This is a genomic window from Plesiomonas sp., assembly GCF_051652165.1.
In the GTDB taxonomy this organism is placed as follows: domain Bacteria; phylum Pseudomonadota; class Gammaproteobacteria; order Enterobacterales; family CAMTGL01; genus Plesiomonas.
Genome location: NZ_JBOFTR010000005.1, coordinates 1 through 13,357 on the forward strand (window position 1 = coordinate 1; position 13,357 = coordinate 13,357).

Here is a 13,357-nt window from a genome sequence, read left to right on the forward strand (position 1 = left end):
AAAGATGAAAGATGAAAGATGAAAGATGAAAGATGAAAGATGAAAGATGAAAGATGAAAGATGAAAGATGAAAGATGAAAGATGAAAGATGAAAGATGAAAGATGAAAGATGAAAGATGAAAGATGAAAGATGAAAAGAATAAACGAAATTGGCGTCCTACCAATAGGATGCAAGACGCACGAGAGCCATAAATAGCGATGATTATAATAAAATAATCGAATAATTAAACGCCGATCACTCGGTATTAATAAGATGTTGGTTGCTGTGATTTTTCAGCTTGGATCCGCTGATAAATCTCTTCGCGGTGTACCGAGACTTCTTTTGGTGCATTTACACCGATGCGAACTTGGTTCCCTTTAACACCTAAAACGGTGACAGTGACTTCATCACCAATCATCAGGGTTTCACCAACTCGACGAGTCAGAATTAGCATTCTTTGCTCCTTGAACTAATAGCTTCTGTGTCAGCATTATACTGACATTATCCAATATAAGTCACAAAAACGTAAGTGTATCTACGAAAGTTCTTGCTTACTTAATTAATAAAACTTGGTCCTTGCTGCTTAACTCTGCCCTAATCTATGCAATTCACTGCAATTTATTGTGGCATTAGTCTTGGTATTAGCAAGCGACGTACTGCACAAAATTAAAACGTACTGACTAAAATAGCCATCAGTACGTTTATTTTTACAAGATGCGGTGATTATAGACGTTCTGCAACCCATGTAGGAACAGAGTCAAGTGCACAAGGGAGTGCCTGTACATCTGAACCACCGGCTTGTGCCATATCAGGGCGACCACCACCTTTACCGCCAACTTGTTGAGCAAGCATATTCACTAATTCTCCGGCCTTCACTTTTCCAACCAGATCTTTAGTGACACCTGCAATTAAGCTGACTTTATCATCTTGCACTAAACCCAGTACAACAATGCCTGAACCGAGCTGATTTTTCAGATCGTCAACCATTGTACGCAAGGCTTTTGCATCACCACCTTGGAGTAAACTGACCAGCAATTTTGTTCCTTTGATGTCGATAGCATTATGCACTAAATTGGCGCTCTCTTGTGCTGCTGCTTTATCTTTCAATTGTTGCAATTCTTTTTCTAATAGCTTGCTGCGATCAAGCAGTGCACGCAATTTATCTGCAACACTAAAAATATCTGATTTAACTAATTGGGCTGCATCATCAAGCTGATCTTGTTGACGCTCTGTAAAATCAATGGCTCTTTGCCCTGTTACCGCTTCGAGGCGACGAATGCCCGCCGCAATACCACTTTCAGAGGTGATGCGGAATAAGCCTATATCCCCTGTACGCGTTGTATGCACGCCACCACACAATTCAGTAGAGAAACTGCCCATACTCAAGACACGCACTTTCTCTTCATATTTCTCACCAAATAGTGCCATTGCACCTTTAGTTTTCGCTTCTTCTAGATCAACAATTTCAGTGTTAATCAGGTGATTCTGGCGAATTTGCATATTCACTAGCCGCTCTACTGCACGCAACTCTTCAGCTTTCATAGCTTCAAAATGCGAGAAGTCAAAACGCAGACTATCTGCGGTAACAAGTGAACCCTTTTGAGAAACGTGCTCGCCTAATACTTGACGCAATGCAGCGTGCAACAGGTGAGTTGCTGAGTGGTTTAAGCTGATATTTTCACGGCGATCGGCATCAACGAGGGTGTCTAAAGTATCACCAATACTTACACTCCCTAACACTACTTTACCGATATGCCCAAAAGCATTGCCATATTTTTGGGTATCAATCACGTTGAATGTGGCATTTGCTGATTGTAAATGGCCACTATCACCCACTTGACCGCCAGATTCTGCATAGAATGCGGTGTGATCAAGCACAATAATAGCATCTTCACCAGCAAAAACGTGTTCAACAGCCTGACCTTCACGGAACAGAGCAACAACCTTCCCTTGATGTGTGGTGGCCGTATAACCGTGGAATTGAGTCTGGCTATCAACACGGATCATGGCGTTGTAATCAGCACCAAAATTACTGGCAGCTTGTGCACGCTGACGCTGTGCTTCCATCGCGACATCAAAACCGGCTTCATCAACGGTCAAATTGCGCTCGCGGCATACATCTGCGGTTAAATCGAGTGGGAATCCATAGGTATCGTACAGTTTAAATGCGGTTTCACCATCAAGAACATTATCTGTCAGGTTAGCTAATGCATCATCAAGCAGCATCAAGCCGCGCTCTAGTGTTCGAGCAAATTGCTCTTCTTCTAAGCGCAATACTTTTTCAACTAATGTCTGTTGTTGTTGTAGTTCATTTGCTGCATCACCCATCACGGTAATCAGCGTTCCAACCAGCTTATAGAAGAAGGTCTCTTTTGCACCTAGAATATGGCCATGACGTACAGCACGACGGATAATTCGGCGCAGCACGTAACCACGGCCTTCGTTTGATGGCATTACGCCGTCAGACACGAGGAATGCACACGAGCGAATATGGTCAGCAATGACACGCAATGATTTGCTGTTTAAATCTGTTGCACCTGTAATTTCAGCCGCTTTTGCAATAAGCGTTTGGAATACGTCAATCTCGTAGTTAGAGTTGACATGCTGCATCACCGCGGTGATCCGCTCAAGGCCCATCCCTGTATCAACCGACGGTTTTGGCAGTGGCAGCAGTGTGCCATCAGCCTGACGGTTAAACTGCATGAACACGTTATTCCAGATTTCGATATAACGGTCACCATCTTCTTCTGGGCTTCCCGGTGGGCCACCCCAGATGTGATCACCGTGATCATAGAATATTTCGGTACATGGGCCACACGGACCGGTATCACCCATTTGCCAGAAGTTGTCAGAGGCGTAAGGTGCACCTTTATTGTCACCGATACGGATAATACGCTCTGCTGGTATACCTACTTCTTTTGCCCAGATATCGTACGCTTCATCATCAGAGGCATATACAGTGACCCACAATTTCTCTTTCGGTAATGCTAACCACTGGGCTGAGGTTAGAAACTCCCATGCATAACGAATAGCATCATGCTTGAAGTAATCACCAAAACTGAAGTTACCCAACATCTCAAAGAAGGTGTGGTGACGTGCAGTATAACCTACATTTTCAAGGTCATTATGCTTACCACCAGCACGTACACAGCGTTGTGATGTGGTTGCGCGGGTATATGAGCGTTTATCAAGGCCAAGGAAAACATCCTTAAACTGGTTCATACCGGCATTAGTAAACATCAGTGTCGGGTCATTACCCGGCACGAGTGAGCTACTAGACACAACGTGGTGCCCTTTGCTCTGGAAGAAGTCGAGATAGGCTTTACGGATCTCGGCAGTGCTTTTGCTCATGCAGCTAAATCCTGAGTCAGAGTAAATCACTTGAGGTATCTATTCTGTACGACAAGAGATGATGTTGTCGTGCAAGAAGTACCCGTATTAAAGTGTGGATAATTAAATTTTCTCACACATGACGTACATTCTGGTAGCACTTTCCCACGATAAAATATGCTTTACTGTACTTTACGGCAGTGAATTACCATAACAAATGGATATCTTCTTGATAAAAGCCGCGGTACAACATAAAGCGAATGATTTTACTGCGTTGTTCACGGGTTATCGGCAGCGGTTCACCAAAGCGCCGATAGGCGATCTGTTTGGCTAATTCAGCCCAGTCAATGTCCGTTTCTGCCAGCGCATCTTGAATAATCTCACCGCTGACTCCGCGCTGACGCAGCTCTTGCTCGATACGGCGCGGGCCATGCCCTTTATGGCTACGGCTACGAATAAACAACTTGGCAAAACGGTAGTCATCAACCCAGTGCTGTTGTTCGCAGTGTTCAAGAACCTCATCGAGCGCCAGATCAAAAGCGACTTGTGTTGTAGGCAGTGCACTTTGTGTTGTGAAATGCAGTGTGGCTTTGGCCGGTTGGCAACGGGCAGATTTAGCCTTTGCCGTAAAACGAGGTGCGGTATATGCAGGCTTATAAGCCGCCTTTTGTTCACGGAAGTGATCAGCCGATTCGGAGAACAGGGTCTCTACGGATGCGTCATCATCAGTAGCAGGTTCTGAAATAAACAGCGCCGCTAATTTGCGGCGCAGTTCGGTCTGGCTATGTTCGCGCTGCGCTAAAAATCGCAGCGCGCTGTTAAGTAACGCGGTATTCATTAAAATTCGTCGTTCAGGCTGTCATCAGCATCATCGGATTTTTCAGTTTCACTCACCGCACCTTCGGTACTCGTGAGCAACAATTCACGCAGTTTTACATCGATCTCTTGAGCTATTTCTGTGTGCTCTTGCAGATACTTCATGGAGTTTGCTTTACCCTGACCGATTTTGTCGCCTTGATAGCTGTACCATGCACCTGATTTTTCAATCAGTTTATGCTTAACGCCCAGATCAATTAGCTCGCCTTCTTTTGAGATCCCGCCACCATAGATAATTTGGAACTCGGCCTGACGGAATGGCGGGGATACTTTGTTTTTGACAACTTTAACGCGGGTTTCGTTACCAACAACATCTTCGCCCTCTTTTACCGCACCAATACGGCGGATATCAAGGCGCACAGAGGCGTAAAACTTCAGTGCGTTACCACCGGTGGTAGTTTCAGGATTACCGAACATAACACCAATTTTCATACGGATCTGGTTGATGAAAATGACCAAACAGTTGGCACTTTTAATATTACCTGTCAGCTTACGCAGTGCTTGTGACATTAAACGCGCTTGCAAGCCAACGTGTGAGTCGCCCATTTCGCCTTCAATTTCAGCTTTTGGTGTCAGGGCAGCAACTGAGTCAACAATGATGACATCTACAGCACCAGAGCGAACCAGCGCATCACAAATTTCTAATGCTTGTTCACCGGTGTCAGGCTGAGAGATCAGCAGATCATCAACTTGTACACCCAGTTTTGCCGCATACAATGGGTCGAGCGCATGTTCAGCATCAATAAATGCACAAGTTTTGCCTGCGCGCTGTGCTTGTGCGATAACAGATAAGGTTAACGTTGTTTTACCTGAGGATTCAGGACCAAAAATTTCAACAATTCGGCCCATCGGTAAACCACCGATGCCCAGTGCAATGTCAAGGCCTAATGAACCGGTAGAGACAGATTCAATATCAAGTGTTTTGGTATCACCCAAACGCATGATTGAGCCTTTACCAAATTGCTTTTCGATTTGCCCTAACGCTGCTGCCAGTGCTTTTTGTTTATTTTCGTCCATTATCTATCCCCACGCATCAGTCACTCGTTTTGTTGGGCATCAGTATACTGTATAGTCATACAGTATCAAGCTCTGTTTAAAAGAGAAATTCATTTTGCAAAGTTTGAAGTGCAAAATGCACCGCTTGCATACGAATCAATGCTCTATCCCCTAAGAAGCATTGCTGACAAGCAAGTGTGCGCCCTGAGCGGCTGGCAAAAGCAAACCAGATTGTGCCAACTGGCTTTTCGGGTGTGCCGCCTGCAGGCCCAGCAATGCCACTGACTGCAATAGCAACATCCGCCTCTGACATCTGTAATGCACCGTGCACCATTTCGCAGACAGTGGGTTCACTGACAGCACCGTAGGTATCAAGTGTGAGCCATGAGACACCAAGCATCTGATGTTTTGACTGATTGGTATAGGTGATAAAACCGCGATCAACATAATCGGAACTGCCGGCAATGTCCGTCAATGCGCTGATGATCCCGCCGCCAGTACAAGACTCTGCAGTAGCAATATGCCAGCCCAGTTCACGCAGGCGCGCCCCAACAGCATGGCTGATGTTAGTAGCGGAGTATTGTGCATGCAGTACTGTAGTATTTGGCTGCCAAGTATCGGATGACGACATGGGGTACAATCCTTATCAGAGTGACATTATGGCCTACAATCTGATTATTTACAGTATGTTACGTTACTGCAACTGCAATATATAACGGCTAGCAATGTACAAGAGTGCCGATAAATATACGGTTATTCAGCAGTGCCTATAATGGATGTTTTAGCAAGTGTAGCGGGTTTTGCCAGTTTAGGCAGTTCACCACTTAAACCACAGGCATGACGAATTAAACGCGGTTTGATACCAGGTAGATGGTTAGCGAATAATAATCCTATATCACGCACAAGTTTTTTAGCTGGATTTACCCCCTCAAACAGCGTTTTAAACCCTTGCATACAGGCTAACATCAGTGCAGCTTCACTTTTACGCCAACGTTCATACCGACGCAAATGGTGATGACGGCCAATATCTTTACCCTGTTGCTGTAAACGGAGCAGCTCTTGTGCAAGTGCTGCGGCATCTTGTAGACCAAGGTTAACGCCTTGCCCGGCTAACGGATGAATAGTATGTGCAGCATCTCCTACTAATGCGACACGATGTGCCGCAAAGCTACGAGCATATCGAGCCGTCAGTGGAATGGTTTTACGTGCTGATATTACCTGACAACGTCCTAAACGGGCATCAAAGGCTGCGGTAAGTGTGGCATTAAAGTCGTGCTCTGGTATCGCTTGCAATCGCTCGGCCTCTGCCGGAGGTAATGACCAGACGATAGAGCAAAGATCCGGTGCATTCAGCGGCAAAAAAGCCAGCGGCCCTTGTGGGCGGAAAATCTGACGGGCGCATTGCTGATGCGGCTGCTCAACTCGAACGTTAGCCACCAGTGCGCTGTGGCCGTAATCCCAAAATGTCAGTGGAATATCGGCTTGCTGACGCAGCCATGAGTGCGCGCCATCAGCGCCCACCAGCAAGCGAGTGGTCAGCATTTGTCCGTTATCCAGAGTGAGAAATGCTTCGCTATCGCCAAATACCGCCTGTTGTAATGTGGCGGGTACAATCAGAGTGACATTGCTCTGAGTGCTGACTTTTTCCCACAACGCAAGCTGTATGACTCGGTTTTCGATAATGTGGCCTAATGCAGGAACGGCAATTTCATCAGCGGTGAAATCTATTCGGCCAAAGCTATCTTGCTCCCAGACTTCCATTCGCTGATAAGACGCGGTGCGGTGTGGTTCAATCCGCGGCCAGACATCAAGATGAGTGAGGATATTTTGGCTGGCCAGATTCAGGGCTGAAACGCGTACATCAGGCTCATCGGTCAGCGTGGTATCGGGTTGCTGACTTTCAAGTACGGCAATCCGCAATGGGCTGTCTTGCAGTGCGGCGGCCAGAGTTAACCCAACCATTCCGCCGCCAATAATGACAATATCAAACGCTTGCACTGCAGTAACCTCTTATTTTATCAATGGGAAAAGATGCACTGAATAGCTCTGCATCCCCCCCAACGTTTTGTTGTTATATGCCGTTACGCTGTATATTCAGTAAAAATATGCTCAGTGGAAAATACCGTTGTTGGGTATAAAAGAGCACTTATTATTAAAGGATGATAAATCGCATAGCGGCAAATGCTGACTACCCGAGCATTTTTCGGGCTAATGATTCACGCCATGGCGTGCAGTGCTGCATAGCCATTAACCCCAGATTACGCCCTGCAACCAATGGAAGATGGCTATTGGCAAACAGGTGCAGCAGACCGTCAGTCACGGCAATAGTGTTGTGCTGATCTTGGCGGCGCTGTTGCTGATACGTACTGAGAACTGGATATCTGCCGAGATCGGTTTTGCCGTTTTCTAGCGCGTCAGCAAGTGTATGCGCCAATGTCATCACATCGCGTAGCCCCAGATTAAAGCCCTGCCCAGCGATGGGGTGCAGCATTTGTGCCGCATTCCCGACAATAGCAACCCGATGGTGAATATGTTGCACAGGATAACGCAGGATCAGCGGATAAGCACTGCGTGGGCCAACATGAGTAAAACAGCCTAACCGCCAGCCAAAAGCCTGTTGCAGCTCATCACGAAACTCTCGCTCACACAATGCCAACACTGATGATTGTGCCGCCAAAGGGTGACACCACACCAGTGAACAGGTATGTCCGTGCCCTGCGGCAAGGTTAACAGGAAGCAGCGCCAGTGGGCCATGAGGGGTAAAACGCTCAAATGCGCGCCCTTGATGCGGCAAGGTGGTCTGTACATTAGCGATAATGGCCACCTGATCATACGGCTGGTGTTGAGTTTTAGCCTGACACGCTTGTAATACCGTTGAGTGCGTTCCATCAGCAGCCACCAGCAGTTGAGCGGTAAGTATGCGGCCACTGCGCAAGGTTACGGTGACCTGTTCGGTTGTGCGTTGAATATGTTCAACGCTGTCTGGGCAGTGCCAGTGAATTGCGGGACGCTGATGCAACTGCTTCAGTAATACTTCGCCTACACCGGTTAAACCAACTACGTGTCCGAGTGCATCTAGCCCATACTCATTGGCATGGAGCTCGACCATTCCTGCATGCCCACGATCAGAAACGTGGATCTGGGTGATGGGTTCAGCCTGTGCCTGCAGTGCTGGCCACAACCCGATAGCCGCGAGTTGCCGACAGGTACCGTGCGCCAGTGCAATGCTACGCGCATCAAAACCGGAGCCTGACATGGTCTCCGGTGCTTGCGCTTCAATGATATCAATGTGTACCTGCCCTTGGCACAGGGTATCCAAAGCGATCGCCAGTGTTGCGCCCGCCATGGCTCCACCCACAATAATAACTGAAGCAGGCATCACTTATGCCCCCTGTTGACGATGTTCGGCGCTGGCCATCAGTGCTTCAATATCATCAATCTGTTTGGGTACGCCTGCGGTCAATACATCATTGCCTTGTGTAGTAATAAGCAAGTCATCTTCAATGCGGATCCCGATTCCGCGATATTGAGCCGGTACATTTGCATCGGGTGCGATATATAAACCTGGCTCAACAGTAATGACCATGCCCGCTTGTAAAATGCGATCACGTGCAGGGCTCTGGTAATCTCCCACATCGTGCACATCCAGCCCAAGCCAGTGGCTTAAACCGTGCATATAAAATGGCTGATAGGCTTTTTCGGTAATCAGTGTCGCAATGTCGCCGTGCAGAATACCGAGCTTGACCAAACCTTCGACCATGATGTTTATTACGATATCATTAGCTGATTTAATTGAATTTCCGGGGATCAGGTGCTCAATGGCCGCTAACTCGGCGCGCAGTACGATGTCGTACAGGGCGCGCTGTTCCGGTGAGAATGTACCGCTGACAGGAAACGTACGGGTAATATCACCGGCATAGCCTTCGTACTCAGCACCGGCATCAATCAACACCAGATCACCTTCGCGTAGCTCACTCTCATTTTCGGTGTAATGTAAAATACAGCCATTATCGCCACGGCCAACAATCGTCCCGTAGGCAGGAAAGCGCGCGCCGCTACGGTTAAATTCGTGGTGAATTTCAGCTTCTAGATGATATTCAAACAACCCCGGACGCGCACACTGCATCGCCCGGCAATGCCCACGGGCTGATATCTCAGCCGCCGTTCGCATCAGTGCAATTTCAGCCTCTGATTTAAACAGACGCATTTCATGCACCAGTGGCCGCCAGTCATACTGGGTATTAATCGGCTGTAACCCCTGACGAAATCCATTACGCAGGGCAGCCAATGTACGGCTGACCGCAAGATCAGCATAGGTATATTCACCTTCAGCATGGTACAGCGCCGACAGGCCGGTGAGCAAAGTCGGTAATGTCTGTTCAAGCGTGTCATAGCTGAAGGCTTCATCAACGGCCAGCGTTTCCAGTGCCGGTTGCTGCCCTAAACGGCGGCCATGCCAGATCTCTGCCAGCTTATCGTTAACGCGATTAAACAGTATTGTCTGTGTTTTTTGATCACGCTTAATCAAAATCAGCGCAGCTTCCGGCTCATTGAAGGTAGTGAAGTACCAAAAATCACTGTTTTGGCGGAAAGGATAATCACTGTCGCGGCTGCGGGTACGCTCTGGTGCGGCAAAAAAAATGGCGGCACTGTTCTCGACCATTTGCGCCAAAAGTGCTTGGCGGCGGCTGACTACCTGCTGAATATCCATCTGATTATCCTTCTGAGCCGTGCGGTAACAGGGTGGTTTCTGCCGCCGGCTGTTTATGATTTATAGGCTGCTTACTGATAGTGATTTAACCGTACGTGCTATCGCGCATCTGTGCGCATGCCCCCACAATCTGGCGGCATGCGCTGTATATTATGATCAATGCAGTGTTGGTTTGCTGTTTTCACCGGCTAATGGCTGCTCGGCAAACGCATTGAAACAGAGCATCGCTGCCATGCGAACGTATTCAGCCACCTCTTCGAGTGATTGTGCCAGCTCTTCTTGATCTTCCTCTTCGTCATACCCCAGTTGTGAGATATTAACCAGATCATCAATCACTTCGCCCACTTCATCGGGTGTTTTCTTTAAATCAGGCTGGGCAATACCCAAACCGACCAGAAATTGGCTTACCCATTCAGCCAGTGCGTCTACTCTATCAAAGATAGATTCATCATCACTTGGCAAAAACAGATCAAAGCCAAACTCATCATCATTTAGAGTTTGTTTGATGTTCAGCTGCATAGCTTGAACTTGCTGCAATAGCATGCTTGGATAAGCTTGCCCTTCGTTGGTCAAGTCATACAAACTGATTTTCCAACGGTCATCTTTGATCCCACCACACAAAAACCCACTCAGCAATCCGTGTAATTCCGCTGCGCTAATAGCAATACCTTGACTCATTAAGGTTGCACATAATGTTGGGTAATCTGAAATTGCCGTTGTATTCATGTATTAAGATTCCATTTTACGGTATAAAGCAGGAATTGATGTTGGTATGCTATCACCAGCCCACGCCTGCGACCAGAATGTGCATGCACCTTTCGTATGAATATACATTTAAACTGTGTATGTGAAACATCAGTGTGTAATAGCGCATATATCGGAAACAGGTTATCACGTAAGAAACCAGGCAGGAGCTTGGCATGAGCACAGCAGAACCGGTTGATATTCAAATTCTCGGACGATTAATCCGAGTTAACTGCCCAGAAGAGCAAAAACAGGCGCTTGCGCGTTCCGCAGATGATCTTAATAAGCGGTTGCAAGAGCTAAAACAACGCACTAAAGTAACTAATACAGAGCAACTTGCACTGATTGTTGCCCTCAATATGGTTAATGAACTTGCTCAGGAGCGCCGTAAAACGCAAGAGTATGCGGCCAGTATGGAACAGCGGATCCGTTTATTGCAAAGTACAATCGAGCAAGCGTTAGTTGAACAGGGACAGTTAACGCATACGCGGCATGGAGAGAATGCAAGATTTGAATAATGTGCTTTTTAAATCAGTTATAAACTGGTATAACAGCATTAAGTTCTGAACTATGCGTGTAGTGCGTATATTTTATGCTAGGGAAATACGATAAAAGAGATGCTACAAAAGTAGGTATCGCTGTATAACTGATGCATAATTAAAAGAGCATAACAAATTTGTCCCTGAGATGTTCGTCAGCGGGTTCGTCCCCTGAGCCGATATTCAATCTTTACAGAGCCTGTCGACTCTACAACCGGTGAGCATGCTCAGTTTACTGAGAAGCCTAAAAGTTGTAACGGTAGGCTCACCTTGAACCCCGGGTTCAAGGGCTACTACCCGTAGCGGCATCTTGGGGGCATCCACTTCGCTTCTCCTCTTATTATCTAGCTTTGTGTGTTGTCTGTTTTTAGCCAATGTAATGGAAAAACTCAGTGAACACGTCCTCTTTATTTTCACATCAGCAACGTATGCATTTACGCCAGCACGTTCGAGCAAAACGCCAACAACTAAGCCCCGCTCAACAACACTTTGCTGCCAAAACACTGGCTTTAAACGCACTCAAACACCCTTTTTTTCGGGATGCACAGCAGATTGCTCTCTATCTTGCCGTAGACGGGGAGTTAAACACGCTTCCGTTGATTCATGCCTTATGGCAGTGTAATAAACAGGTTTATCTGCCGGTATTGCACCCATTTTCTGCTGGGAATTTGCTTTTTTTGGCCTATAGGCCAGATACCCGAATGACACTAAACCGTTACAACATTGCCGAACCACGGCTTGATGTGCGAGATCTTATACCAGCATCGGCACTGGATTTGATCTGTACACCGTTAGTCGCATTTGATGATCATGGCCATCGCTTAGGTATGGGGGGCGGGTTTTATGATCGTACTCTGGCTGCGTTCATGCCAACCAAAATGGCAGTATCCCCCCCAAAAGTACCGCAGATTATCGGGCTGGCACATGATTGTCAGCGGGTAAATGCGGTTCCGCAAGAGGCGTGGGATATTCCGTTGCCCGCCATACTCACGCCACAACATCAGTGGTTCTGGTGAGTTCACCCGCAAATTTCACGCAATGACACAAATAGCAAAACCCCGTTACACAATTACTGCAACAATCGCGTTTAATCACTAAACGCTAAATCTGCACCGTAAGGTTGTTGCATGAAACTTATCCGAGTTCTATCGAGTTTTGCTCTGTTGTTATTACTGCAAGGCTGCGATCACGCGCCTACGGTGTCTGATACACCGGTATCCCGCCCTGTAAAGCTGTATGCACTTGAAAATACGCCGTTGCTAAATATGGTTGTTCCTGGCCGCTTAGAAGCTAATCAACGTGCAGAATTAGCCTTTGATGTTTCAGGCCGTTTAACTCAACTACCCGCAATAGAAGGAAAAAGAGTCAAGAAAAATCAGTTACTTGCTCAACTTAACGATACCGATTTTAACAGTAAACTACGCAGTGCTGAGGCTGAACACCACCGCGCTAATGCCGATTACCAGCGTGGTAAAACGCTGTTTGAGAATAAAAAAGCAATATCTCAAGCTGAGTTAGAAAAACTGCGTGCACAAGCTACCGTAACAAAAGCCACATTAGAGCAAGCCCGTAAAGCCCTTAGTGATACACGGTTACTCGCGCCGTTTGATGGCGTGGTCAGTAAAGTGCTGGTGAATAATCACGAAAATATCAATGCCAAACAAGCGGTTGTGATCATGCAAGACCTACAATCTTTTGAGATCCGCCTACAAATCACCGAAAAGCAACTGCTCAGTTCTGAGCGCCAAATGAACACCTTGTACGCCACGGTTTCTGGTATACCTGACCGTGAATTTGCACTGAAATTTAAAACCATTTCAACCGAACCCAATGCTGTTACCGGCACTTATGAAGCGGTATTAACGATGCCGGCCCCCCTTGATTTGCCCCTATTGCCGGGAATGACAGTCTCTGTGTCTACACACGCAACAGCATTGACTGAGTCAGACTCGCTCTACATTCCTGCCGTTGCCGTACTGCAAGAGAGCCACTCTCAACAACATTATGTTTGGCGTTATAACGCCTCGCTTAAACAGGCACAGCGCGTGAATATCGAGCTTGGTGCATTACAAGGTGAGTATGTGGTGGTTCGTACAGGTTTACAGCCAAACGATCAGGTCATTGTCGCTGGCATTCATGCTGTGCGTGATGGTATGCCAGTACACCCGCTGCAATAAGAGG

The 13,357-nt window shown here is 47.0% G+C and carries 12 protein-coding genes and 1 other RNA gene; 4 read left to right on the forward strand and 9 right to left on the reverse strand.

Annotated features, from left to right (window positions below; all coding sequences use genetic code 11):
- Positions 1-245: 245 nt before the first annotated feature.
- From csrA to ACRC53_RS05330, 9 genes are all read right to left on the reverse strand, one after another.
- A complete protein-coding gene (gene csrA, locus ACRC53_RS05290; RefSeq protein WP_438642502.1) occupies positions 246-434 on the reverse strand; it encodes a carbon storage regulator CsrA in 189 nt (62 codons plus the stop codon).
- Positions 435-703: 269 nt separating this feature from the next.
- A complete protein-coding gene (alaS, locus tag ACRC53_RS05295) occupies positions 704-3,331 on the reverse strand; it encodes an alanine--tRNA ligase (protein WP_438642503.1) in 2,628 nt (875 codons plus the stop codon).
- A gap of 184 nt (positions 3,332-3,515) precedes the next feature.
- Positions 3,516-4,148: a regulatory protein RecX gene (locus ACRC53_RS05300; protein ID WP_438642504.1), complete on the reverse strand. Its 633-nt coding sequence runs from the start codon at positions 4,146-4,148 to the stop codon at positions 3,516-3,518.
- The gene (gene recA, locus ACRC53_RS05305) at positions 4,148-5,203 is read right to left on the reverse strand and encodes a recombinase RecA (protein WP_438642505.1); all 1,056 of its coding nucleotides are present in this window, start codon (positions 5,201-5,203) and stop codon (positions 4,148-4,150) included. Before recA ends, ACRC53_RS05300 begins: the two co-directional genes overlap by 1 nt.
- Before the next feature lie 76 nt (positions 5,204-5,279).
- Positions 5,280-5,813: a nicotinamide-nucleotide amidase gene (gene pncC / locus ACRC53_RS05310; protein ID WP_438642506.1), complete on the reverse strand. Its 534-nt coding sequence runs from the start codon at positions 5,811-5,813 to the stop codon at positions 5,280-5,282.
- Positions 5,814-5,935: 122 nt separating this feature from the next.
- Positions 5,936-7,180: an FAD-dependent 2-octaprenylphenol hydroxylase gene (locus ACRC53_RS05315; protein WP_438642507.1), complete on the reverse strand. Its 1,245-nt coding sequence runs from the start codon at positions 7,178-7,180 to the stop codon at positions 5,936-5,938.
- 190 nt (positions 7,181-7,370) lie between these two features.
- A complete protein-coding gene (gene ubiH / locus ACRC53_RS05320) occupies positions 7,371-8,561 on the reverse strand; it encodes a 2-octaprenyl-6-methoxyphenyl hydroxylase (protein WP_438642508.1) in 1,191 nt (396 codons plus the stop codon).
- A gap of 3 nt (positions 8,562-8,564) precedes the next feature.
- Positions 8,565-9,893 carry a Xaa-Pro aminopeptidase gene (pepP, locus tag ACRC53_RS05325; RefSeq protein WP_438642509.1) on the reverse strand — a complete coding sequence of 443 codons (1,329 nt, stop codon included), beginning with the start codon at positions 9,891-9,893 and terminating at the stop codon, positions 8,565-8,567.
- A 156-nt stretch (positions 9,894-10,049) separates the two neighbouring features.
- Positions 10,050-10,619, reverse strand: a complete 570-nt coding sequence (locus ACRC53_RS05330) for a YecA family protein (protein WP_438642510.1) — start codon at positions 10,617-10,619, stop codon at positions 10,050-10,052.
- Between the two features lie 194 nt (positions 10,620-10,813).
- Between ACRC53_RS05330 and zapA the strand changes: the two genes are divergently transcribed.
- The 4 genes from zapA (at position 10,814) to ACRC53_RS05350 (ending at position 13,353) form a co-directional block, all read left to right on the forward strand.
- Complete coding sequence (gene zapA / locus ACRC53_RS05335) at positions 10,814-11,155, forward strand: cell division protein ZapA (protein WP_438642511.1); 342 nt, start codon at positions 10,814-10,816, stop codon at positions 11,153-11,155.
- Positions 11,156-11,313: 158 nt separating this feature from the next.
- Positions 11,314-11,497: non-coding RNA, 6S RNA (ssrS, locus tag ACRC53_RS05340), on the forward strand.
- A gap of 71 nt (positions 11,498-11,568) precedes the next feature.
- Positions 11,569-12,192: a 5-formyltetrahydrofolate cyclo-ligase gene (locus tag ACRC53_RS05345; protein WP_438642512.1), complete on the forward strand. Its 624-nt coding sequence runs from the start codon at positions 11,569-11,571 to the stop codon at positions 12,190-12,192.
- Between the two features lie 111 nt (positions 12,193-12,303).
- Positions 12,304-13,353 carry an efflux RND transporter periplasmic adaptor subunit gene (locus tag ACRC53_RS05350; protein WP_438642513.1) on the forward strand — a complete coding sequence of 350 codons (1,050 nt, stop codon included), beginning with the start codon at positions 12,304-12,306 and terminating at the stop codon, positions 13,351-13,353.
- Positions 13,354-13,357: the final 4 nt, after the last annotated feature.